20 protein-coding genes and 1 pseudogene are annotated in these 22,872 nt (G+C 59.5%); 18 read left to right on the top strand and 3 right to left on the bottom strand.

The window, feature by feature from the left end; genetic code table 11:
• The 4 genes from fliR (at position 1) to AB4O41_RS08765 (ending at position 5,569) form a co-directional block, all read left to right on the top strand.
• Positions 1-786 carry a flagellar biosynthetic protein FliR gene (fliR, locus tag AB4O41_RS08780; protein WP_460147270.1) on the top strand — a complete coding sequence of 262 codons (786 nt, stop codon included), beginning with the start codon at positions 1-3 and terminating at the stop codon, positions 784-786.
• A 3-nt stretch (positions 787-789) separates the two neighbouring features.
• Positions 790-1,929 carry a flagellar biosynthesis protein FlhB gene (gene flhB, locus AB4O41_RS08775; RefSeq protein ID WP_460147268.1) on the top strand — a complete coding sequence of 380 codons (1,140 nt, stop codon included), beginning with the start codon at positions 790-792 and terminating at the stop codon, positions 1,927-1,929.
• Positions 1,930-2,444: 515 nt separating this feature from the next.
• Positions 2,445-3,026, top strand: coding sequence for a hypothetical protein (locus AB4O41_RS08770; protein WP_460147267.1), 582 nt, complete (start codon positions 2,445-2,447; stop codon positions 3,024-3,026).
• 14 nt (positions 3,027-3,040) lie between these two features.
• Entirely contained in the window at positions 3,041-5,569 is a 2,529-nt protein-coding gene (locus AB4O41_RS08765; RefSeq protein WP_460147266.1) for an Ig-like domain-containing protein, read from the top strand.
• Between the two features lie 154 nt (positions 5,570-5,723).
• Here the strand turns inward: AB4O41_RS08765 and AB4O41_RS08760 are convergent, their stop codons facing one another.
• Complete coding sequence (locus AB4O41_RS08760; protein WP_460147264.1) at positions 5,724-6,083, bottom strand: DUF6124 family protein; 360 nt, start codon at positions 6,081-6,083, stop codon at positions 5,724-5,726.
• A 267-nt stretch (positions 6,084-6,350) separates the two neighbouring features.
• Between AB4O41_RS08760 and flhA the strand changes: the two genes are divergently transcribed.
• The 14 genes and pseudogenes from flhA to AB4O41_RS08690 all read left to right on the top strand — a co-directional run bounded on the left by flhA (position 6,351) and on the right by AB4O41_RS08690 (position 20,765).
• Entirely contained in the window at positions 6,351-8,480 is a 2,130-nt protein-coding gene (gene flhA / locus AB4O41_RS08755; RefSeq protein ID WP_460147263.1) for a flagellar biosynthesis protein FlhA, read from the top strand.
• An 11-nt stretch (positions 8,481-8,491) separates the two neighbouring features.
• Positions 8,492-9,817 carry a flagellar biosynthesis protein FlhF gene (flhF, locus tag AB4O41_RS08750; RefSeq protein ID WP_123360200.1) on the top strand — a complete coding sequence of 442 codons (1,326 nt, stop codon included), beginning with the start codon at positions 8,492-8,494 and terminating at the stop codon, positions 9,815-9,817.
• Positions 9,818-9,934: 117 nt separating this feature from the next.
• The gene (gene fleN, locus AB4O41_RS08745; protein WP_003222917.1) at positions 9,935-10,765 is read left to right on the top strand and encodes a flagellar synthesis regulator FleN; all 831 of its coding nucleotides are present in this window, start codon (positions 9,935-9,937) and stop codon (positions 10,763-10,765) included.
• Entirely contained in the window at positions 10,762-11,502 is a 741-nt protein-coding gene (gene fliA, locus AB4O41_RS08740; RefSeq protein ID WP_007894214.1) for an RNA polymerase sigma factor FliA, read from the top strand. Before fleN ends, fliA begins: the two co-directional genes overlap by 4 nt.
• Positions 11,503-11,669: 167 nt before the next feature.
• Positions 11,670-12,041 (top strand): chemotaxis response regulator CheY, encoded by a 372-nt coding sequence (locus AB4O41_RS08735; protein ID WP_460147260.1) that lies wholly within the window; start codon positions 11,670-11,672, stop codon positions 12,039-12,041.
• Positions 12,042-12,071: 30 nt separating this feature from the next.
• Positions 12,072-12,860, top strand: coding sequence for a protein phosphatase CheZ (locus AB4O41_RS08730; protein ID WP_460147259.1), 789 nt, complete (start codon positions 12,072-12,074; stop codon positions 12,858-12,860).
• Positions 12,861-12,913: 53 nt separating this feature from the next.
• Positions 12,914-15,156 (top strand): annotated as a pseudogene (locus AB4O41_RS08725) (chemotaxis protein CheA).
• Positions 15,157-15,205: 49 nt separating this feature from the next.
• Complete coding sequence (locus tag AB4O41_RS08720; protein ID WP_460147257.1) at positions 15,206-16,336, top strand: protein-glutamate methylesterase/protein-glutamine glutaminase; 1,131 nt, start codon at positions 15,206-15,208, stop codon at positions 16,334-16,336.
• Positions 16,336-17,076, top strand: coding sequence for a flagellar motor protein (locus tag AB4O41_RS08715; protein ID WP_367374744.1), 741 nt, complete (start codon positions 16,336-16,338; stop codon positions 17,074-17,076). Before AB4O41_RS08720 ends, AB4O41_RS08715 begins: the two co-directional genes overlap by 1 nt.
• A 12-nt stretch (positions 17,077-17,088) precedes the next feature.
• Entirely contained in the window at positions 17,089-17,982 is an 894-nt protein-coding gene (gene motD / locus AB4O41_RS08710; protein WP_460147255.1) for a flagellar motor protein MotD, read from the top strand.
• Positions 17,983-18,025: 43 nt separating this feature from the next.
• On the top strand, positions 18,026-18,814 hold the full coding sequence (locus tag AB4O41_RS08705; RefSeq protein ID WP_030130563.1) for a ParA family protein: 789 nt from the start codon (positions 18,026-18,028) through the stop codon (positions 18,812-18,814).
• A 117-nt stretch (positions 18,815-18,931) separates the two neighbouring features.
• The gene (locus tag AB4O41_RS08700; protein ID WP_460147253.1) at positions 18,932-19,798 is read left to right on the top strand and encodes a CheW domain-containing protein; all 867 of its coding nucleotides are present in this window, start codon (positions 18,932-18,934) and stop codon (positions 19,796-19,798) included.
• Between the two features lie 88 nt (positions 19,799-19,886).
• Positions 19,887-20,372, top strand: coding sequence for a chemotaxis protein CheW (locus AB4O41_RS08695; protein ID WP_007894224.1), 486 nt, complete (start codon positions 19,887-19,889; stop codon positions 20,370-20,372).
• Positions 20,373-20,765 (top strand): DUF2802 domain-containing protein, encoded by a 393-nt coding sequence (locus tag AB4O41_RS08690; protein ID WP_367374747.1) that lies wholly within the window; start codon positions 20,373-20,375, stop codon positions 20,763-20,765.
• 129 nt (positions 20,766-20,894) lie between these two features.
• Here AB4O41_RS08690 and AB4O41_RS08685 read toward each other — a convergent pair whose 3' ends face one another.
• A complete protein-coding gene (locus tag AB4O41_RS08685) occupies positions 20,895-21,224 on the bottom strand; it encodes an EscU/YscU/HrcU family type III secretion system export apparatus switch protein (RefSeq protein WP_460147251.1) in 330 nt (109 codons plus the stop codon).
• Positions 21,221-22,795, bottom strand: coding sequence for a flagellar hook-length control protein FliK (gene fliK / locus AB4O41_RS08680; RefSeq protein WP_460147249.1), 1,575 nt, complete (start codon positions 22,793-22,795; stop codon positions 21,221-21,223). Before fliK ends, AB4O41_RS08685 begins: the two co-directional genes overlap by 4 nt.
• Positions 22,796-22,872: the final 77 nt, after the last annotated feature.

Below are 22,872 nucleotides of genomic sequence, written 5' to 3'. Positions count from 1 at the left end.
ATGTCGTCGCTGCTTCAGCTGACCGACACCCAGATCAGTACCTGGGTGGCGACGTTCATGTTGCCGCTGTTTCGCGTCGGTTCGTTGCTGATGGTCATGCCGATTTTCGGCACGACGCTGGTACCCAAGCGTGTGCGTTTGTACTTCGCGCTGGCGATCACCTTCGTGATCGCTCCCGGCCTGCCGCCGATGCCACCGGTCAATGCACTCGACCTCAGCGCGCTGCTGCTGATCGCCGAACAAATCATTATTGGCGCGGTGTTGGGTTTCTCCTTGCAGTTGTTCTTTCAGGCTTTCGTGGTCGCCGGACAGATTGTCGCGATCCAGATGGGTATGGGCTTCGCCTCGATGGTCGACCCTACGAACGGTGTGTCGGTGGCGGTGATCGGGCAGTTTTTCACCATGCTGGTAACGCTGCTGTTCCTGTCGATGAACGGCCATCTGGTGGTGTTCGAAGTCCTCACCGAAAGCTTCACCACGCTGCCGGTCGGCGGCGGGTTGATGGTCAATCATTTTTGGGAGTTGGCCGGCAAGCTCGGCTGGGTGCTCGGTGCGGCGCTGTTGTTGGTGTTGCCGGCGATCACCGCGTTGCTGGTGGTCAACATTGCATTTGGCGTGATGACTCGGGCGGCGCCGCAGTTGAACATCTTCTCGATCGGTTTCCCGCTGACCCTGGTGCTCGGGCTGTTCATTGTCTGGGTCGGCCTGGCGGACATTCTCAATCAGTATCAGCCGCTGGCCGCCGAGGCTTTGCAGTTGTTACGCGAACTGGCGCGGGCGCGCTGAGTCATGGCTGAGAGCGAAAGCGGTCAGGACAAAACAGAAGACCCCACGGAGAAACGCAAAAAGGACTCCCGTGAGAAGGGTGAGATTGCGCGCTCCAAGGAACTCAACACCCTGGCGGTCATGCTCGCTGGCGCCGGTGCGTTGCTGATTTTTGGCGGCGCCCTCGCTCAGGATTTGATGGAGCTGATGCGCATGAACTTCTCGCTCTCGCGAGAGGTGATTCTGGATCAGCGTTCCATGGGCACTTATCTGCTGCATTCGGGGCAGATCGCTCTCGTTGCGATTCAGCCAGTGATGATCACCTTACTGCTGGCTGCGTTGATTGGCCCGATCTCCCTCGGCGGCTGGCTGTTCGCGGCCGGCTCCATGGCGCCGAAATTCAGTCGCATGAACCCCGGCGCGGGGCTGAAACGCATGTTCTCGGCCAAGGCTTTGATTGAGTTGCTCAAGGCCCTGGCGAAGTTTTTCATCGTCTTGTTCGTGGCGTTGGCGGTCTTGTCATCGGACATCGACGATCTGCTGCGTATCGCCCATGAGCCATTGGACATGGCGATCATTCACAGTCTGCAAGTGGTCGGCTGGAGTACTTTGTGGATGGCTTGCGGGCTGATCATCATCGCCGCGGTCGACGTGCCGGTGCAGTTGTGGGAAAGCCACAAGAAACTGCTGATGACCAAGCAGGAAGTGCGCGACGAACACAAGGATCAAGAAGGTAAGCCGGAGGTCAAGCAGCGCATTCGCCAGTTGCAACGCGAGATGTCGCAGCGGCGGATGATGGCGGCCATTCCCGAGGCCGACGTAGTCATCACCAACCCGACTCACTACGCCGTGGCGCTCAAATACGATCCGGAAAAGGGCGGGGCGCCGATGCTGATCGCCAAGGGCAGCGATTTCCTCGCCTTGAAGATTCGTGAAATCGCCGTGGCCAACAATGTGCTGCTGCTCGAGTCGCCGGCGCTGGCGCGTTCGATCTACTACTCCACGGAGCTGGAACAGGAAATTCCCGGTGGGCTTTATCTGGCGGTCGCCCAGGTATTGGCCTACGTCTACCAGATCCGTCAGCACCAGGCGGGCAAGGGTAAACGCCCGGATCCGCTCAAAGACGATTTGCCGATTCCGCCGGATCTGCGTCGCGATTCCTGAGTTCTCATGCGCCTCGCCCTCACAGGTGAGCGCGATCCAATGTGAGAGCGACCCTGCTCGCGAAGCGGCCGGCACTGAAATAGCTCGGCGGTGCTGATCTTGATCGTTTGATTTTGATCGTTCCCACGCTCCTGCGTGGAACGCCTGATCGGACGCTCCGCGTTCGGCCCTGATGGGACGCGGAGCGTCCGTTGAGGCATTCCACGCAGGAGCGTGGGAACGATCATCGGTGGCGGCGCGTTACTGCGGCAACTCCAGATTATGCAACACCCGATTCACCGCCCGTTCGCCGAGCATGATCAGGCGTGCGATGCCCATTAGCGCTTGGCGCTGCGATGACTCGACCAGCCCGACGAGCGAAAGCCAGGTTGTATCTTCCTTCCAATGCCTTAACGCCGTTCGTCTGAAAGATCCACGTACCTGTTACTTCTGACAGTGGTCGAATGATCGCCTGAGGTTCTCAATGGCTGCTGAAGATCCTAGGCAACCGCTAAGGAAACTGCAGGAGCAGGGCAATGATCGGATTGATGGTGATGCCAAATGAGGACATTGACGATACGCAACATGACATTGTTCCCTTTGACTTGAGCAGTAGTCTGGGACTTTTTTCGCTGTTCCCGCCCAACATTCCCGGGCAGTTCAACGACATCGATTTTCCGCCGGCGCAAGTGGGGGTCAACCGGCCCTTGCTTTATACGAGTGCCAACGGCCTGCGTGTGCTGGTTCAGGCCTATCTCAACATGGCCGACGAGGACACCATTCGTTTGTACATTGGCGAGAATCTGGTGGCAACGGCGGTGTTGTCCGAGGACCACGGTGATCTCGATGTGGTGATGCACATCGCTGCGAATCGGGTTCCGGCCGGCGTTCATACCTTGCGTTACGAGATCCTGCGCAAAAGCGGTCAGCCCCCCGAGGGGGCGCAACTCGAAGTCTGGTTCAAGATCGATCCGCCAGGCGGTATCGATCCCGAGCCGGATTTGCCCGGCCATCAGCGACTCAAGCCGGCTCTGCTCCAACTGAAGCCCGGCCAGATCATTGACAAGGATGTCGCTGCCAACGGCGTCACCGCGATCATCCCCCCTGGCCCTTCATGACGAAAGGGGACACGTTGAAGCTCTGTTTCCACGGCATTGCTGTCACCCCCTATACGGTGCTGGAGAGCGAGGTTGGAAAAGAGATCAGCGTTTTCATTTCGCCAGAAAATATCCGGGATGCGGGGCCGGCCGATCCGGCAGTGGTGGTCTATCAGATTGAAGATCAGGTGGAAAACGTCAGCGACTTTTCGGAGCGTACGACAGTCATCAGCGATCCGGACAATGACTGGCTTGATCTGGTATTTGTCCCCCTCGCCAATGATGACCTGGTCAGTGCTGATGAGGTGGGGCTGGACGACCTGGAGGCTCAGATCATTACGCGCAGTGGCTTTGCGCGAGGTGAGAAGCTACTGATTCGCTGGGTGGCCACAACCCTGAGCGGTGAGAGGGTCGAACACAGTGAAGAGCAAACGATTACTCGTGTCGGCATTCAATCATTCAAGATTCCAAATGCGACAGTGCTTGCCAGCGCTCCCGGACAGATACAAGTGGACTATCTGCGCACGAAAGCCGATGGCCAACAGGATCGTTCAGAGATTTACATCTTCACGTTGCAGGGAAAGACCTTGCGACTGCCGGCGCCGCAGATTACCGATCTGACAGGAGGCACCCTGGATCCTGCGCTAAGCCGGACGGTGGTGTTGTGCGGTCCTGATGACCGGATCAAAAAGGGCTTCAGGGTCACATTGACATGGATGGGGACCAGCACCTCGGGGCGTCCACACCTGTATCAGACTTACCGCGACGTCAGTGATCGGCTCGTGGGTCAGGCCATTGCCTTCACCGTCACCGCCAAAGACATCGCCCCGTTGATCCGAGGGTCGGTCCGTGTTTCGTATGAAGTCAGTCATGCCACGTTGAATCCTGCGCTGGCTTCTGACGCGATGAATGCGCGCATAGGGGAGCTTGATCCTGCCCTGCCTGCACCAGAAATCGTTGGCGTTATTGACGACGTGCTCAATCCGGCGCATGTGCCGTATGGTACGGATATCCAGATTGCGGCGGCCGCCTATACCCTGTTGGGAGATGTGGTGCATGTGGAGGGCCGGGGGGATGCTGGCGGGGTGGTCTTTCGGGACAGATTGCCAATCGAGCATACACGTGTCGGCAAGGATCTGGCGTTCTGGCTGGACGGCGAGGCTATCGAGTTCTATCGGGAACAGTTCTTCAGTTTGCTTTGGTGGATCGAGCGACCAGAAGAGCTGCCGCAATCGTCCGCGCTGCTGGAGTTGTATATTGGAGACCCGGCGCAGTCATTGCAGCCGCCCACTGTTCGCCGCGCTCCTGATGGTGTTCTAGACCCATTGGAAAATAACGAAGCGGCCAGAGCCCGTGTACATGTGGCGAGCCCGCGTGCGGGTGATCAGGTGCGCCTGCTGGTGAGAGGCACGCCTGGAGAAGGTTCGCCGACGTTTACGCCGCAACCGTTGAATGCAGACAACGTTGCCGTTTTCTTGCTGCTGCCTTCATTCATTGCGGAAAATCGTGGGCAGCAGGTCGAGATCCTCTATGAACTGATCAGGAACGGCAAAGCGATTCTGTCCAGACCTTTGATGCTGACGGTGAAAACAATCAGCGACATGGATCCCGGGCTGACCCGCCCGCAGATTGCAGAAGCGGGGGCGGTGCCGTTGATCGATCTGCGAATCATCAAGACTGACCTCACGTGCGTGGTCAAGCCGCTGCTGCCGATTGCCGTGGTCGGGCAGCGGGTCTGGCTCACTGTCACCAGCGAGGGGGTTGCGCCATTAACGTTGCGCGCCGGCACCGCGTTGACCGCTGAAGAAATCACCCACGGCCTCAGCGTCAAGGCCATACGCAGCTGGTTCTATGCGCTTAAGGATCTATCGACCTGTGAGCTGACGTGCAAAATAGCACTGGGCAGCGCGGACACCCAAGCCTCGGCGCTGGTGCTTCCGGTGGCGCGGTATACGGTCAAGGTCACGGAGGTGCTGGCAATCAACACCGTTCAGATGCTCCTCAACGGTGTGAAGCTGGTGGGCGGCACGGCATACGGATTACGCGAGCGGGAGGTCGTCAACAATGTGCAAGTGCGCGTGCCTACGGGAGGGCGACCACCGTACACCTATCGGTCAGCCAACCCGGCCGTAGCGACAGTTGATGCCAACGGCAAGGTTAGAGGCCTGAGTAATCAGTTGACCACCGTCACCGTGACAGACGCTGATCAGCGAAAGGTTTCCTACCCCGTGCGGGTGATGAATGTTTACCGGCTGATACTGAATGACGCGTTCTTCACCGCGGCTGAGGCAGGCAATTGGCTTCGACAATTCGGCGCCGCCAGCTTTTACAACGATGGTCAGACACTCGGATGGGGCATCCTGTCCAATAACTTCGTTGATCTGACTCCCATTTTCGGAGCGAGAGGCCCATATTACGGCCGGTTCTTTGCGCTGAACCTGTCCTATCCCGGACTCTATGTCGTGTATCACGAACTCCTGGCTGATGGGACTCTGGCGACTGGCAACTACTATCTGACCGTGACCAAAGACCGTAAAAGAATCATGGGATTTTTTCCGACTTGAGCAAGGCGCAGTAGAACCTACGGTTATTACCCGGCGCATGGAGGTGACCCTTCGTGCGTGTTCTTTTCCTGGTTGCCGCAAAGCCAAACGCGGAGCGTCCTTTGACGCATTCCCACGCTGGAGCGTGGGAACGCTCAGTGAGCAGGAGGGCCCGCTACTGCGGCAATTGCAGATTATCCAGCACCCGATTCACCGCCAATTCCCCGAGCATGATCAATTGTGCAATGCCCATCAGCGCTCGGCGCTGCGATGGCTTGACCAGCCCGGCGAATTCCTGGGCGATGGTTTTGGCGCTGGCGAGTGTTTCGCAGGCGTTGGCCAGCAGGTCTTCGTTTTTGGTGTCGGCGGTGACGGCGTACATTGCGCGGGTTTTACGCGGTGGCGGGGTGGAGCCGGGCGGGCAGAGGTAATGGTCGAGGGCGCGGTCGGCGGCTTCGTGGAGTTTTTTTGAGTCGAGGGATTCGTAGGGCGAGGTGGGGTCGGTTTCGGGCGGGTTGGGCGTTGGTTTGATCATGGTGAAGCTCCCACAAGGGAACGCATTCCAAATATGGGAATGGAATGCAAATCAAATGTAGGAGTGAGCCTGCTCGCGATAGCGGTCTGTCTGGTTTGAATGCGTTGACTGGAAAATGCTCATCGCGAGCAGGCTCACTCCTACAGGGGGGCGTGTTTATCCCTGCCTGTTTCATCTCCCGGGCCAAAGTTGGAAAGCTTCTTGCAATAGCCGCCCTGCGCCCGATCGGGGCGTCAAAAGTTTGCTTTAAAGAAACGGGGAAAACCGGTGGATCGCTCTCAGTTAATCAACACTGCACGCACAAACGTTGCCGACCTCAGTCGGGGCAATCTGGGTGTGCCGCTGTTGCTGCTGGTCATGCTTGCCATGATGATGTTGCCGGTGCCGCCGTTCCTGCTGGACGTGTTTTTCACGTTCAACATTGCCTTGTCCATCGTCGTGTTGCTGGTTTGCGTGTACGCCCTGCGACCGCTGGATTTTGCGGTGTTCCCGACCATTCTGCTGGTGGCGACGTTGCTGCGACTGGCGCTGAACGTGGCCTCGACGCGGGTGGTGATGCTTCACGGTCAGGATGGCCATGCCGCCGCCGGTAAGGTGATCCAGGCCTTCGGTGAAGTGGTGATCGGCGGTAACTACGTGGTCGGTATCGTGGTCTTTGCGATTTTGATGATCATCAACTTCGTCGTGGTGACCAAGGGTGCCGGGCGGATTTCCGAGGTGAGCGCGCGCTTCACCCTCGACGCGATGCCCGGCAAACAGATGGCGATCGACGCCGACTTGAACGCCGGCCTGATCGATCAGAACCAGGCGAAACTGCGCCGGATGGAAGTGGCTCAGGAAGCTGAGTTCTACGGTTCGATGGACGGTGCCAGCAAGTTCGTGCGCGGTGACGCCATCGCCGGCCTGCTGATTCTGTTCATCAACCTGATCGGCGGCATGGCGGTCGGTATCTTCCAGCACGGCATGAGCTTTGGTGATGCCGGCAAGGTTTATGCGCTGTTGACCATCGGTGACGGTTTGGTGGCGCAATTGCCATCACTGCTGTTGTCGACTGCCGCTGCGATCATGGTGACCCGTGCTTCCGGCTCGGAAGACATGGGCAAGCAGATCAATCGTCAGATGTTCGCCTCGCCGAAAGCCCTTGCAGTGGCCGCTGGCTTGATGGCGGTGATGGGTCTGGTGCCGGGCATGCCGCACTTCTCCTTTCTGAGCATGGCAGCCCTGGCGGCCGGCGGCGCTTACCTGTTTTGGAAGAAGCAGAACGCGGTCAAGGTTCAGGCGCTGCAAGAGGTCAAGCGTCAGCAGGAACTGCTGCCATCGCCGGCCCGTGCTCAGGAAACCAAAGAGCTTGGCTGGGATGACGTGACCCCGATCGACATGATCGGCCTGGAAGTCGGCTACCGCCTGATCCCGCTGGTGGATCGCAACCAGGGGGGTCAGTTGCTGGCACGGATCAAGGGTGTGCGTAAAAAGCTCTCCCAGGACCTGGGCTTCCTGATGCCGACCGTGCATATCCGTGACAACCTCGACCTGGCGCCCAGCGCCTATCGCCTGACCCTGATGGGAGTGATCCTGGCCGAGGCCGAGATTTACCCGGACCGCGAGCTGGCGATCAACCCGGGGCAGGTCTACGGCACGCTCAACGGCATCACCGCCAAAGATCCGGCTTTTGGTCTGGAGGCGGTCTGGATCGAAATCAGCCAGCGTGCCCAAGCACAATCCCTCGGCTACACCGTGGTCGATGCCAGTACGGTAGTGGCGACCCACTTGAACCAGATTCTGTACAAGCACTCCAGCGAGCTGATCGGACACGAAGAAGTCCAGCAACTCATGCAATTGCTGGCCAAAAGCTCACCGAAACTGGCTGAAGAGCTGGTGCCGGGGGTGGTTTCGCTGTCGCAACTGCTCAAGGTCTTGCAGGCATTGCTCGCCGAACAAGTGCCGGTACGGGACATTCGCAGCATCGCCGAAGCCATCGCGAACAACGCCGCCAAGAGTCAAGATACTGCCGCTTTGGTGGCCGCGGTGCGCGTCGGCGTATCTCGTGCAATCGTGCAAAGCATTGTAGGCACTGAGTCGGAGCTGCCTGTGATCACCTTGGAACCAAGGTTGGAACAAATATTGCTCAATAGTCTTCAGAAGGCAGGACAAGGCTCGGAAGAGGGTGTTCTGCTGGAGCCAAGCATGGCAGAGAAACTGCAGCGCTCGTTGATCGAAGCGGCGCAGCGTCAGGAAATGCAAGGTCAACCGGTGATTCTGCTGGTGGCCGGTCCGGTTCGCGCGATGCTCTCGCGATTCGGCCGACTGGCAGTCCCGGGTTTGCATGTGTTGGCTTACCAGGAAATCCCTGACAACAAGCAAGTGACCATCGTTGCGACAGTAGGGCCCAACGGCTGAGGTAGTGGTTTATGCAAGTTAAGCGTTTTTTCGCCGCCGATATGCGTCAGGCCATGAAACTGGTTCGTGATGAGCTGGGCGCCGACGCCGCCATCATTGGCAATCGCCGGATCGCTGGCGGTGTCGAGCTGACGGCTGCCCTGGATTACAAACTGTCGGCGCTGGCCCCGCGTGTTCCAAACATGGAACTCGAGGACGAGCTGCGCAAGACCCAGTCGCGGATCGTCACCGCCCAGGCCGAACTGAGCCTGCGTGGCGATGGCGAGAGCGACAAAGCCACCAATCGCCAGTTGTTCGCCGGCCTGCCGTTGACCGCCGCCGAGCCACTGATCGAGCCAACGCTGGCCGAGCCTCGGCGTCCGGCACCCGCGCCTGCCGCAGCGACCGGTGTCGACCCGCGTGCGTTCGACTCGATGCGTTTCGAGCTCAACAGCCTGCGTGAACTGATGGAAGTGCAACTCGGCTCGCTGGCCTGGAATCAGCTACAAGGCAGCCGTCCGGCCCAGGCCAACCTCTGGCGACGCCTGCAACGCATCGGCCTGTCCGGCCCGTTGTCGCGCGATCTGCTGGCACTGATTACCGACATTGAAGAACCACGTCAGGCTTGGCGCATGTTGCTCGCGCACCTGGCGCGGATGATTGCCACCCCGGAAGTCGAGCCCTTGGAAGAGGGCGGTGTAATTGCGATGGTCGGCCCGGCTGGCATGGGCAAGACCACCACGCTGGCCAAGCTCGCGGCCCGTTATGTGCTCAAGTACGGCGCGCAGAACATCGCGCTGGTGAGCATGGACAGCTATCGCATCGGTGCTCAGGAACAGCTCAAGACCCTGGGCCGCATCCTCAACGTGTCGGTCACCCACGTCGATCCGGGCCAATCGCTGGTGCAGGCGCTGGAACCCTTGCTGCGCAAACGCGTGGTGCTGATCGATACCGCCGGCCTGCAGGCCAGCGATCCGGCACTGCGCATGCAGCTTGAAAGCCTGGCCGGACGAGGGATCAAATCAAAAAACTATCTGGTCTTGGCAACCACTAGCCAAAAACAGGTTCTAACCGCCGCTTATCATAGTTACAAGCGTTGCGGGCTAGCTGGCTGCATCCTGACTAAACTGGATGAAACGGCAAGCCTGGGTGAGGTGTTGAGCCTGGCCATCAGTCATGAATTGCCGGTGGCTTACCTGACCGATGGCCCGCGGATCCCGGATGATTTGCATCTGCCGCGTCGTCATCAGTTGGTCAGCCGCGCCGTTAGCGTGCAAATGCAGGAAGAACCCAGCGAAGAAGCCATGGCTGATATGTTCGCTGACCTCTACCACAGTCCGACCAAGCGGGTTGGCTGAGGTATTAATGAACAGTTTTTGTACCTACATCGATGGTCTGCCAATGCATTGTTCAGTTAGTGAACGCGCAGCCAGTAATGTGGCCTCCGTCTAAGTAAGACAAGGTAAAGAAATAACATGGGCAGCATGCATCCCGTACAGGTGATCGCGGTGACCGGCGGCAAAGGTGGCGTCGGGAAGACTAACGTGTCAGTGAACTTGTCCCTGGCTCTAGCTGAGCTCGGCCGGCGCGTCATGCTGCTGGACGCCGATCTGGGGCTGGCGAATGTCGACGTCCTGCTGGGGCTGACACCCAAACGTACTTTGGCCGATGTGATCGAAGGCCGGTGTGAGCTGCGCGACGTGCTGCTGCAAGGGCCCGGCGGTATCCGCATCGTCCCGGCCGCGTCCGGCACCCAGAGCATGGTTCATCTGAGCCCGGCCCAGCATGCCGGCCTGATCCAGGCCTTCAGCGACATCGGCGACAACCTCGACGTATTGGTGATCGACACCGCTGCGGGCATTGGTGACTCGGTAGTCAGTTTCGTGCGCGCAGCCCAGGAAGTCTTGCTGGTGGTGTGCGACGAACCAACCTCCATTACCGACGCCTACGCGCTGATCAAACTGCTGAACCGCGACTACGGCATGAATCGTTTCCGCGTCCTGGCCAACATGGCGCAGAGCCCGCAGGAGGGCCGCAACCTGTTCGCCAAGTTGACCAAGGTCACCGATCGTTTTCTTGACGTCGCCTTGCAATACGTTGGCGCGGTGCCTTACGACGAAAGCGTGCGCAAGGCCGTGCAGAAGCAGCGTGCCGTCTACGAAGCCTTTCCCCGTTCCAAGTGCGCTCTGGCATTCAAGGCCATTGCGCAGAAGGTCGATACCTGGCCGCTGCCGGCCAACCCGCGTGGGCATCTGGAATTTTTCGTCGAGCGCCTCGTGCAACAAACGGCAGGACCCGTCCTATGACAGCCAGTGGTTACAACCTCTACAAGAAGTCGGCACGTGACGCGCAGTACGAACTAATCGAGCGTTACGCGCCACTGGTCAAACGCATTGCCTACCATTTGCTGGCGCGTTTGCCGGCCAGTGTCCAGGTCGAAGACCTGATCCAGGCCGGCATGATCGGCCTGCTTGAAGTATCAACCAAATACGACGCCAGCAAAGGCGCGAGTTTCGAGACGTACGCGGGCATTCGAATCCGCGGCGCGATGCTCGATGAAGTGCGCAAGGGGGACTGGGCGCCACGTTCGGTTCACCGCAATACCCGCATGGTCAGCGACGCGATTCGCTCGATTGAAGCTAAAACCGGCCGTGACGCTAAAGATCACGAAGTTGCGGCCGAACTCCAATTGAGTCTCGACGATTATTACGGGATTTTGAACGACACCCTCGGCAGCCGGTTATTCAGTTTCGACGATCTGTTGCAGGACGGCGAACACGAAGGGCTGCATGAGGATGGCGCCAGTGCTCATCTCGAGCCGTCACGCGATCTGGAAGATGAACGCTTCCAGGCGGCGCTGGCGGACGCGATTGCCAATTTGCCGGAGCGTGAGCGACTGGTGTTGGCGCTGTACTACGACGAAGAGTTGAATCTCAAGGAAATCGGTGAGGTCCTGGGGGTCAGCGAATCGCGGGTCAGCCAGTTACACAGCCAGTGCGCGGCCCGTTTGCGGGGGCGTTTGGGGGAGTGGCGAGCGCGCTGAAGGCAGTGTGGGGACACTGCGAATGGAGCAGGTGTGGTGTTGAACCGCACCGGTTTCGATCTGTTGTGCTCCAGACAGTCATTGAGTGCTTTGCCGGATTGATTGAAATGGCGTGTCCAGGTGCTGGGCGCGTTTAAGACTGCTTGGAGGTCGAATTGAACAAGAACATGAAAATCCTCATCGTTGATGACTTCTCAACGATGCGGCGGATCATAAAAAACCTGTTGCGTGACCTTGGGTTCACCAACACGGTCGAGGCTGACGATGGCGTCACTGCCATTCCGGTTCTCAACAGCGGGGGCATCGACTTTCTGGTAACGGACTGGAATATGCCTGGCATGACCGGCATCGATCTGCTGCGTCACGTGCGCGCCGATGAAAAGCTCAAGCACCTGCCGGTGCTGATGGTGACCGCTGAAGCCAAGCGCGAGCAAATCATCGAAGCCGCTCAGGCGGGTGTGAACGGCTATGTGGTCAAGCCATTCACGGCTCAAGCGTTGAAAGACAAGATTGAAAAGATCTTCGAACGCATCGGTTGATGTGCAAAGCCAGTCCGTCACGGGGGAGCTATGGAGCAAAACGAATCTTCACAGGGCGATTTCGAATCGACCCTGAAAAAACACGCGGTCGAACTGGTCGAGAGCCTTGAAAAAGGCAGGTTCGGCGACGCTGTGCAACTGATCCATGAGCTCAACCAGACCCGTGACCGCGGCCTGTATCAGGAAGTGGGCAAGCTCACCCGCGAGCTGCATAGCGCGATCGTCAATTTCCAGATTGATCCGCACATGCCGCAAGCCGAGGAAGTGTCTCAGATCACCGATGCCACTGAGCGCCTGGGTTATGTGGTCAAGCTGACCGAGGCTGCGGCCAACCGCACCATGGACCTGGTGGAAAACGCCACACCGTTGATCAACGGCCTGAGCGATGAAGCTCAGGCGCTGAGCACGGATTGGGGGAGGTTCATGCGTCGCGAAGTCGGGGCTGAAGAGTTCCGCGAACTGGCCCGGCGCGTCGACGGTTTCCTGACACGCAGCAGTGAAGACAACCGCGTCGTGTCGAGCAACCTCAACGACATTCTGCTGGCCCAGGATTACCAGGACCTCACCGGTCAGGTGATCAAACGCGTGACCCAGTTGGTCACCGAAGTTGAAAGCAACCTGCTCAAGCTCGTGCTCATGGCCAGCCAGGTAGACCGCTTTGCGGGTATCGAACATGACCGTGAAGCGATGCTGGCTGAAAAAGATCCACAAAAACATCTCTCTCAGGGTGAAGGTCCGCAGATTCATGCCGATAAAAGAGAAGACGTTGTGTCCGGTCAGGACGATGTGGACGATTTGTTATCCAGCCTAGGATTTTAGAGTTTTAGCATTTTAGGTTTTTTAGGTTTTTAGACCTCAGGAGCACCCCCTTAATGAGCTTCGGCGCCGATGAAGAGATCCTTCAGGATTTCCTGGTTGAGGCCGGCGAGATTCTAGAGCAACTGTCCGAACAGCTGGTCGAGCTTGAAAGCCGACCGGATGATGCGGATTTGCTCAATGCAATTTTTCGCGGTTTTCACACTGTAAAAGGGGGCGCCGGCTTCCTCCAGCTCAATGAGCTGGTGGAGTGCTGTCACATCGCCGAGAACGTGTTCGACATCCTGCGCAAGGGTGAACGACGCGTCGACTCGGAACTGATGGACGTGGTTCTCGAAGCACTGGACGCGGTGAACGGCATGTTCAGCGAAGTCCGCGAACGCAGCCCAATCACGGCTGCCACACCTGAATTGCTGGCTGCTCTGGCCCGCCTGGCCGAGCCGCAAACCGCCGATGAAGCGGCACTTGTCGCTGAAGTGGTGCAAGAGCCGGCCGCTGAAAGTGAATCCGGCGACATTACCGATAACGAATTCGAACAACTGCTGGACTCGCTGAATGCCGTCAAGGCTCAGGCCGAGGCGCCTGTGGTTGCTCCGCCTGCCGCCGATACGGCGACCAGCGACGAAATCACCGATGCCGAGTTCGAGTCGTTGCTCGATCAATTGCACGGCAAAGGCCAGTTCGCCGCCGATGCAGTGGTCGCTGCGCCCGCAGCATCGGCTGTCCCGAAAGCGGCAGGCGACAGCTCCGACATCACCGATGACGAGTTCGAAGCACTGCTCGATCAGCTGCACGGCAAAGGCAACTTTGCGGTCGATGCGCTGGAATCGGCAATTGCTTCGGCTCCGGCCCGGCTGCGCCAACCGCTAAAGCGGCCGGCGGTGATCTGATCTCCGATCATGAGTTCGAATCGCTGCTCGACGAATTGCACGGTAAAGGCAAGTTCACTGAAGTGGGCGCCGGTTCTGCTGCTTCGGCGGTCGCAACCCCAGTCGTCAAGGCTGCGGCGCCGGCACCTGTCGCCAAAGCGCCTGAGCCAAAAGCCCAAGCGCCCAAGCCTGCTGCCGCTGCTGCACCGGCGCCTGCTCGTGCCCTGGCTGCGCCGCCACCGGAAAAACCGGCCAGCGAAGCCGAGACTACCGTGCGGGTCGATACCGCGCGTCTCGACGAAATCATGAACATGGTCGGCGAGTTGGTACTGGTACGTAACCGCTTGGTCCGTCTGGGCCTCAACAGCGGCGACGAAGCCATGTCCAAGGCCGTGTCGAACCTCGACGTGGTCACGGCCGACCTGCAAACCGCGGTCATGAAGACCCGGATGCAGCCGATCAAGAAAGTTTTCGGGCGCTTCCCGCGTCTGGTTCGCGACCTGGCTCGCCAGCTCAAGAAAGAGATCAACCTGGAGCTGGTCGGCGAAGAAACCGACCTCGACAAGAACCTCGTCGAGGCCCTGGCCGACCCGCTGGTCCACTTGGTACGCAACTCGGTCGACCACGGTATTGAAGAGCCGGCTGAGCGCGAAGCGATGGGCAAACCTCGCAGCGGCAAAGTGATCCTGTCCGCTGAACAGGAAGGCGACCATATCCTGCTGTCCATCTCCGATGATGGCAAAGGCATGGACGCTGATGTTCTGCGCGGTATCGCCGTGAAGAAAGGCCTGATGGACAAGGATGCGGCAGACCGTCTCAGCGAGTCGGATTGCTTCAACCTGATCTTCGCTCCGGGGTTCTCGACCAAGACCGAGATTTCCGACGTCTCCGGGCGCGGCGTGGGCATGGACGTGGTGAAAACCAAGATCGCCCAGCTCAACGGCACCATCAATATCTACTCGACCAAGGGCAAGGGCTCGAAGATCGTCATCAAGGTCCCGTTGACCCTGGCGATCATGCCGACGCTGATGGTCATGCTCGGCAACCAGGCGTTCGCGTTCCCGCTGGTGAACGTCAACGAGATCTTCCACCTCGACCTGTCGCGCACCAACGTGGTGGACGGCCAGGAAGTGGTGATCGTGCGGGACAAGGCACTGCCTCTGTTCTACCTCAAGCGCTGGCTGGTCAGCTCCGCTGCTCACGAAGAGCAGCGCGAAGGCCATGTGGTGATCCTTTCGGTGGGCACTCAGCGGATCGGCTTCGTCGTCGACCAGTTGGTGGGCCAGGAAGAAGTGGTCATCAAGCCATTGGGCAAAATGCTCCAGGGAACCCCGGGCATGTCCGGCGCCACCATCACCGGTGACGGCCGCATTGCACTGATTCTCGATGTGCCGAGCATGCTCAAGCGTTACGCCGCACGGCGTATTTGATTCTGGGGGAGCGGGGCGACTGAGCCTCGCCCCGTCTAATGGAGTGTTTATGGCAGTCAAAGTCCTGGTGGTGGACGATTCGGGGTTTTTCCGCCGCCGCGTCTCGGAAATTCTTTCAGCGGATTCGAATATCCAGGTCGTCGGTACGGCGACCAATGGCAAAGAGGCGATCGATCAGGCGCTGGCCCTCAAACCAGACGTGATCACCATGGACTACGAGATGCCAATGATGGATGGCATCACGGCGGTGCGGCACATCATGCAGCGCTGCCCGACCCCGGTGTTGATGTTCTCCTCGCTGACTCACGAAGGCGCGCGGGTCACCCTCGATGCGCTGGACGCCGGCGCGGTGGACTTCCTGCCGAAGAATTTCGAAGACATCTCCCGTAACCCGGAGAAGGTCAAGCAACTGCTGTGCGAGAAGATTCTCAGCATCTCGCGCAGTAACCGTCGTGTCAGCACCTACAGCGCTCCGGCCCCGGTGGCTGCGCCAGCGCCGACGCCTGCGCCTTCGAGCATCAGCAGCTATGGCAGCGGCGCGCCTGCGCGTCCGGCCCCGGCACCGATTCCGGCTCGCACCCATGCAGCGACGCCGTCGTCTCCTGCGCCCAAACGCAAAGCCTACAAACTGGTCGCCATCGGTACCTCCACCGGTGGTCCGGTTGCCCTGCAACGGGTGCTGACGCAGTTGCCGGCCAACTTCCCGGCACCGATCGTGTTGATCCAGCACATGCCGGCAGCCTTCACCAAGGCCTTCGCCGAGCGTCTGGACAAACTGTGCCGCATCAGCGTCAAGGAAGCCGAGGATGGCGACATCCTGCGTCCGGGCCTGGCGCTGCTGGCACCGGGTGGCAAGCAAATGATGATCGACGGCCGTGGCGCGGTGAAAATCCTGCCGGGCGACGAACGTCTGAACTACAAGCCGTGCGTGGACATCACCTTCGGTTCGGCGGCCAAATCCTACGGCGACAAAGTTCTGGCGGTGGTACTGACCGGCATGGGCGCCGACGGTCGTGAAGGCGCGCGTCTGCTCAAGCAGGGCGGCAGTGCGATCTGGGCTCAGGATGAAGCCAGCTGCGTGATCTACGGCATGCCGATGGCGATCGTCAAAGCCGAACTCGCGGACGCGATATACAGCCTGGACGATATCGGCCGACACCTGGTCGAGGCGTGTCTCTGATGGATGTCCTCAGCCTTATCGGGATCATCATGGCGTTCGTCGCCATCATTGGCGGCAACTACCTTGAAGGCGGTCACCTCGGCGCACTGGCCAATGGCCCGGCGGCGTTGATCGTACTCGGCGGGACCGTCGGTGCGGCGCTGCTGCAATCGCCGATGAGCGCCTTCAAGCGCGCCATGCAGATTCTCGCCTGGATTCTTTTTCCTCCTCGCGTGGACCTGGCTGGCGGCATCGATCGCGTCGTGAACTGGAGTCTGACCGCCCGCAAGGAAGGTCTGCTCGGTCTGGAAGGAGTGGCCGACGCCGAACCCGACAGCTACTCGCGCAAAGGCCTGCAATTGTTGGTGGACGGCGCCGAGCCGGAAGCGATTCGCAGCATTCTGGAAGTGGATTTCTACACCCAGGAAAGCCGTGACATCGAAGCCGCCAAAGTCTTTGAAAGCATGGGCGGTTATGCGCCGACCATCGGCATCATCGGTGCGGTGATGGGCCTGATCCACGTCATGGGTAACCTGGGCGATCCGTCGCAACTGGGCAGCGGCATTGCCGTCGCTTTTGTCGCCACCATCTATGGCGTGGCCAGTGCCAACCTGATGCTGCTGCCGATTGCCGCCAAGCTCAAGTCCATCGCGTTGCGGCAGTCGCGTTATCGCGAGATGTTGCTGGAAGGGATTCTGTCGATCGCCGAAGGTGAAAACCCTCGCTCCATTGAGTTGAAGCTTCAGGGCTTCATGGATTAAGGGAATAACCTCATGGCTCGTCGTCGGCAACCTGAAGAGCACGTAAACCATGAACGCTGGCTGGTTTCCTACGCCGACTTCATTACGTTGCTGTTCGCTTTCTTCGTGGTGATGTACTCGATCTCTTCGATCAACGAAGGCAAGTACAAGATCATTTCCGAGGCGTTGATCGGGGTGTTTACCGATTCCGATCACGCCCTCAAGCCGATTCCTATCGGTGAAGAGCGACCGAAGACCGTGACCCCGGCCAAGCCGCTGGTCAAGGACAGCGAACAGATCGACGCCGGCATCGCCCAAGCCGCCAAAGATCCGCTCAAAAGCATCGCCGATGACATCAGCGCAGCGTTCGGCGACTTGATCAGCTCCAACCAGATGACCGTGCGCGGCAATGAGTTGTGGGTCGAGATCGAACTCAATTCCAGCCTGTTGTTCGGTAGCGGTGACGCCATGCCCAGCGACATTGCGTTCAACATCATCGACAAGATTTCCGCGATCCTCAGGCCGTTCGACAACCCGATCCACGTCGAAGGCTTTACCGATGATCAGCCGATTCGCACCGCGCAATACCCGACCAACTGGGAGCTGTCCTCGGCCCGTTCGGCGAGCATCGTGCGCATGCTGGCGATGCAGGGTGTGAACCCCGGCCGTCTGGCATCGGTGGGTTACGGCGAGTTCCAGCCGGTGGCCAATAACGCCACTGCCGAAGGTCGGGCGCGTAACCGTCGGGTGGTGTTGGTGGTTTCACGAAATCTCGATGTACGCCGCAGTCTCACCGGCACCGGAACCGCCAATGCGAAACCGGATGCCGCGTTGAAGCGGGCTGGCACACAAACTGCACCTACCCCGGTCAAGTCGCCGGGACGAGAGAGCGCCGTCAATTCTCCGTCACCCGCATTAATACGTTGAGCTATTTCTCGGTCGACCTTTTCGACCGGGAGGAACAATCCGAATGAGAGTCTGGGCAGTCGCCAATCAAAAGGGTGGTGTCGGTAAAACCACTTCCTCCATCGCTTTAGCCGGTTTGCTGGCTGAGGCGGGCAAGCGCGTGGTTGTGGTCGATCTCGACCCCCACGGCTCCATGACCAGCTACTTCGGTTACGACCCCGACAGTCTGGAACACAGCAGCTACGACCTGTTTCTGCACAAGGGCAGCGTGCCGCAAGGCTTGCCCGGTCAGTTGTTGATGCCCACCAGTGACGAACGCATTTCCCTGTTGCCATCGAGCACTGCGCTGGCAACCCTTGAGCGCCAGTCGCCGGGCCAGAGTGGTTTGGGCCTGGTGATCGCCAAGAGCCTGGCGCAACTTTGGCAGGACTTCGATTACGCCGTGATCGACAGCCCTCCATTGCTCGGTGTGCTGATGGTCAATGCCTTGGCGGCGAGCCAGCAGTTGGTGATCCCGGTGCAGACCGAGCATCTGGCCGTTAAAGGCCTGGAACGCATGGTCAACACCCTGGCGATGATCAATCGCTCGCGCAAACAGGCGTTACCGTTCAGCATCGTACCGACCCTGTTCGACCGTCGCACCCAGGCTTCCCTCGGCACACTTCGCGTGCTGCGCGACAAGTACCCGGAAGAAATCTGGCAAGGCTACATCCCGATCGACACCCGCTTGCGTGACGCGAGCCGGGCAGGGCTGACCCCTTCGCAATTCGATGGCAAGAGCCGTGGCGTTCTCGCTTACCGTGCACTGCTCAAGCATTTGCTGGCAGCACAACTTGTTCCGCAGGTGGCTTGAGATGAACCTCATTCCTGTAGGAGCGAGGCTTGCCCGCGAAGCAGACGCCTCAGTCGTGGCAGCTATACCGAGTTATCGTTTTTCGCGGGCAAGCCTCGCTCCTACAGGGGTGTGCCCGTGAATCGGCCGGTGAAGATCACCTCGCGTCCGCAACTGGCCCTCCAGTCCTATCTGGACGCCTTGCTCCAGGACGCAACCGAAGAGTTGCCGCCAGAAATCGAGGCACTGCCCGAGGTTGTCGAGGTTGAAGCTGTGCTGGATGAGTTCCAGGCTGCCGTGCTTGAAGAACAGGCTCGCGATGCGCAAAAACTGGCCGTGGCCGCTGCACCCATCGTTGCGCCAATGGTGAAAGCACCGGTGGTCGTGATCGAAGCGCCAGCACCGATTCTGGCGCCCGTATCGACGATTGCACCACTGCTGCAAGCGTTGGTGCCGCCGTTGGTTGAAGTTCATCTGCCACCCAGCAACACGCCGCCACCGGTGGAAACCGACGGTCGTCCGGCATGGGCTGCCGAGCCGTTCGAATGCCTGTTGTTCGACGTTGCCGGGTTGACCCTGGCGGTGCCACTGGTGTGCCTGGGCTCGATTTATTCCCTGGCCGGTCACGAGCTGACGCCGTTGTTCGGTCAACCGGAATGGTTCCTCGGGATCCTGCCGAGTCAGGCCGGCAACCTGAAAGTGTTGGATACCGCGCGCTGGGTCATGCCGGACCGTTATCGCGATGATTTCCGTCAGGGCCTGCAATACGTAATTTCGGTTCAGGGCTACGAGTGGGGGCTGGCGGTGCATCAGGTCAGCCGCTCATTGCGCCTGGACCCGAACGAAATCAAATGGAGAAGTCATCGAGGTCAGCGGCCATGGCTCGCCGGCACGGTGATTGAGCACATGTGTGCCTTGCTCGACGTTTCCGCCCTGGCCGAGTTGATCGCCAGCGGCGGGGCAAAGCACATGGGCGGCATCAAGCCGCTACACAAACCGACATAGCTGCCGACATAACAAATATGCGACGGCATTGTTGAATGCCGCCAACAGAACACACACCGCCAGAAGCGGTTTTTCGAGGGGTCAGGGTATGAGTAATCAAGCGACGAATGCAAAAGGTTCTGAAGATCCGATCCTGCAATGGGTAACCTTCAAGCTGGACAATGAAACCTACGGCATCAACGTGATGCGCGTTCAGGAAGTCCTGCGCTACACCGAAATCGCCCCGGTCCCGGGTGCTCCGAGCTACGTGCTGGGCATCATCAACCTGCGCGGTAACGTGGTCACCGTGATCGACACCCGTCAGCGCTTCGGCCTGATGAATGCCGAGATCAGCGACAACACCCGTATCGTCATCATCGAAGCCGACAAGCAAGTGGTCGGGATCATGGTCGACAGCGTGGCTGAAGTGGTTTACCTGCGTCAGTCGGAAATCGAGACCGCGCCGAATGTCGGTAACGAAGAGTCCGCCAAGTTCATTCAGGGCGTATGCAACAAGAACAACGAACTGCTGATCCTGGTCGAGCTGGACAAGATGATGAGCGAAGAAGAATGGTCGGAACTGGAGAGTATCTGATTGATTCTTGAGGTAGCTGTCATTGTCCTGTTCCTTTTCTGGGCAGGCACGCTGGCGATGTTCCTGGCGTACATCCGCGCTCAGCGGCAGATCGCCGCGCAACAGGCCCAGGGCGATGCGTTGCGCGATCAGCGCATCAAGGACCTGGCCAAACGCGTCGACGACTACCAGAACGGCAACGTGCGCATGGGCGAAGACTTGCACGAACTGCGTGCCGTCGTCGGCCCGTTGCCGGACAAACTGGCTCAGTTGGAGCAGCGTGATCCGTCGAGCCTTTCATTCGCTCAGGCAGCACGCCTGGTGGGGATGGGGGCCAGCGTCGATGAACTGACTCAGTCTTGCGGGTTGACCCAGGCTGAGGCGGAGTTGATGAGTAAGTTGCACAAGAACTGACGCCTACCCAAGATCGTTCCCACGCTCTGCGTGGGAATGCCTCAACGGACGCTCCGCGTTCGGCTTTGGATGGGACGCGGAGCGTCCTGGGCTGCATTCCCACGCAGAGCGTGGGAACGATCAATAACCTCAGTAATCATCCCCTCGATCGGTGACATCCTTCTCTACCATCACCGCTTCCGGATCATGCCCCTCCGGAAACTTCCCCTTCAAATTCCACGCAAACGCAATGATCTCGGCAATCGTGCGATACAACTCCTCCGGAATACTCTCCCCCAACTCCATCCGCGCCAACAGCTTCACCAGTTCGGCGTTTTCGTAGATCGGCACTTCGTAATCGCGGGCAATCCTCAGAATTTCTTCAGCCAGCTCTGCGTCGCCCTTGGCGGTGAGGGTAGGGGCGTGGCTGCCATCGTATTTGAGGGCGATGGCCTGGCGTGGTGCGGTGGATTCGTTCATGCGGTTTCGTCGACCCAGCGTTGTTCGAGGCGGGTTTGAGGGCCTTGTGGCGGTGTGCCGAGGTGGCAATCCAGATCACCGACGTTCAGGCCTGACGCCAGCAAGCGTTCGCGCAGCCCGGCCAGATTGCTTTCGATCAGGCTCGCGGTGTACGGCCGTTCGGCCCACAGCTGACTGGAGAGGCTGCCTTTGATCAACTGAGCCTGAATTTGCAACGGCCCTAACGGCTCCATGTCGAACGCCAGTTCGACGCGCCACAGCTGTTGCTTGGGTTCGCGTTCGTCGCGGCGTTCATGGGGCTGTTCTTTCTCGGGCGCTTCTTCGCGCTGGAATTTGACCTGCAACGGCACGATGTCCTGGAGGTTGCGCATGGGGATTTCCAGTTGCCAGGTGCTGAGCAGGCGACCATCGTCGGTGAGGCCGGTCTGTTCCAGGCTCGACAGTTGATGGCTTTGCAGGCGCGAGACGGCCGCCGCTGCCAAGCGTAGCAAGTGCTCCAGATCGTTTTCACCGTCCTGACTTTGCAGCAGACGCTCGGGGAGCGGGAAACTGGTCGGCAATGGTTTGGCGCTGACCTGGCCGAGCATACCGAGGGCGCTACGCACGAAACTCGGCAGCGCCTGGGCCAAGGTATTGGCGGCAATGATCGCGTTGAGATTGGTGTTGGCCGGCAGGCCCGGCGTCAGTTGTGCGATCAACTTGAGCAGGTCGCCCTTCATGTCTGGCGTCAGCGTCGGGTTTTGTCCAGTCAGCAGTTTCGCTTCAAGGAACAGGCCGCTGTTGGCCAACGCCTGGGCCAGGCCTTTGGGCGTGCTCAGTTGCTGGACGTCCGGCAGGCCGGCGAGCAATTTGTCCACGGCGGCGCGCAGGTCACTGGAGGTCTGATCCGATGGCGGCAGGTTTTGCAGGACTTTGAGCAAGTTATCCAGAGAACCCTGGCGACTTTGCTGGCTGACCAGTTGTTGGGTCACCGCCAACTGTTCCTGTCGGCTGCTCAATGGCACGAATTTCAGGGTCTGGGTGTCCTGCACCAAGGCGCTCAGCAATGTACCGATGCGCAGTGGCGTCGGGCTGTCGATGCTCAGCGTGCTGCCGCTCAGCGCGGTGTTGAGCAAGCTCACCATCGAGCGAAACACCGTCGGCTGGCCCGGCACCTGCGGCATTACCTGAGAGGTCAGTACTTTGCCTTGCAGCAAGGTGCCGACCGGCAGTTGCGCCGTGTCGATGCGGGTGAGGGTCGCGACGCTGGAGGCGATGGCCTGTTGCACCGTGACCGCCAGGTTGCCCGCCGATGGCTGGGTGATTGCCAGGCTGGTGCCTTGGGGCAACGGTTGAGTACTGGTGGCCTGAACCGTGGTCTGGCGGCCGCTGTCGAGGGTGACCTTGAGCAACAGTTGAAAGGTCTGATCCGTCTGCTTGAGCGACAGCACTTCAGCCTTGGCGGTTTGCCCAGCGGAGATCAGGCCCTCCATCGGCGTCAGCAGCTTGAGCAACTCGCCGCTGACCACCAGCGGACGTGAAGTCGCGGCTATGGTCTGCGGGAGTGGGAGGATGTTCATTTCGCCTGTCATACGCGGTCACAACCTGTGGAAATTGCGCTCTTTAGAGTCGGGCATGGCATGTATAATGCCGCCCCGTTGCACCTGGG

The sequence above is a fragment of the Pseudomonas sp. S2_A02 genome (assembly GCF_054668495.1).
This window is presented reverse-complemented; position numbering and strand designations above follow the sequence as displayed.

What these genes read in the sequence shown, in the direction of transcription:
- fleN (WP_003222917.1), top strand. Translation starts at nt 9,935, where the DNA reads ATGGGCAGCATGCATCCCGTACAGGTGATCGCGGTGACCGGCGGCAAA.
- AB4O41_RS08730 (WP_460147259.1), top strand. Translation starts at nt 12,072, where the DNA reads ATGGAGCAAAACGAATCTTCACAGGGCGATTTCGAATCGACCCTGAAA.
- AB4O41_RS08705 (WP_030130563.1), top strand. Translation starts at nt 18,026, where the DNA reads ATGAGAGTCTGGGCAGTCGCCAATCAAAAGGGTGGTGTCGGTAAAACC.
- motD (WP_460147255.1), top strand. Translation starts at nt 17,089, where the DNA reads ATGGCTCGTCGTCGGCAACCTGAAGAGCACGTAAACCATGAACGCTGG.
- AB4O41_RS08720 (WP_460147257.1), top strand. Translation starts at nt 15,206, where the DNA reads ATGGCAGTCAAAGTCCTGGTGGTGGACGATTCGGGGTTTTTCCGCCGC.
- AB4O41_RS08760 (WP_460147264.1), bottom strand. Translation starts at nt 6,083, where the DNA reads ATGATCAAACCAACGCCCAACCCGCCCGAAACCGACCCCACCTCGCCC.
- AB4O41_RS08770 (WP_460147267.1), top strand. Translation starts at nt 2,445, where the DNA reads ATGATCGGATTGATGGTGATGCCAAATGAGGACATTGACGATACGCAA.
- flhF (WP_123360200.1), top strand. Translation starts at nt 8,492, where the DNA reads ATGCAAGTTAAGCGTTTTTTCGCCGCCGATATGCGTCAGGCCATGAAA.
- fliR (WP_460147270.1), top strand. Translation starts at nt 1, where the DNA reads ATGTCGTCGCTGCTTCAGCTGACCGACACCCAGATCAGTACCTGGGTG.
- fliK (WP_460147249.1), bottom strand. Translation starts at nt 22,795, where the DNA reads ATGACAGGCGAAATGAACATCCTCCCACTCCCGCAGACCATAGCCGCG.
- fliA (WP_007894214.1), top strand. Translation starts at nt 10,762, where the DNA reads ATGACAGCCAGTGGTTACAACCTCTACAAGAAGTCGGCACGTGACGCG.
- flhB (WP_460147268.1), top strand. Translation starts at nt 790, where the DNA reads ATGGCTGAGAGCGAAAGCGGTCAGGACAAAACAGAAGACCCCACGGAG.
- AB4O41_RS08735 (WP_460147260.1), top strand. Translation starts at nt 11,670, where the DNA reads ATGAAAATCCTCATCGTTGATGACTTCTCAACGATGCGGCGGATCATA.
- AB4O41_RS08695 (WP_007894224.1), top strand. Translation starts at nt 19,887, where the DNA reads ATGAGTAATCAAGCGACGAATGCAAAAGGTTCTGAAGATCCGATCCTG.
- AB4O41_RS08685 (WP_460147251.1), bottom strand. Translation starts at nt 21,224, where the DNA reads ATGAACGAATCCACCGCACCACGCCAGGCCATCGCCCTCAAATACGAT.
- AB4O41_RS08715 (WP_367374744.1), top strand. Translation starts at nt 16,336, where the DNA reads ATGGATGTCCTCAGCCTTATCGGGATCATCATGGCGTTCGTCGCCATC.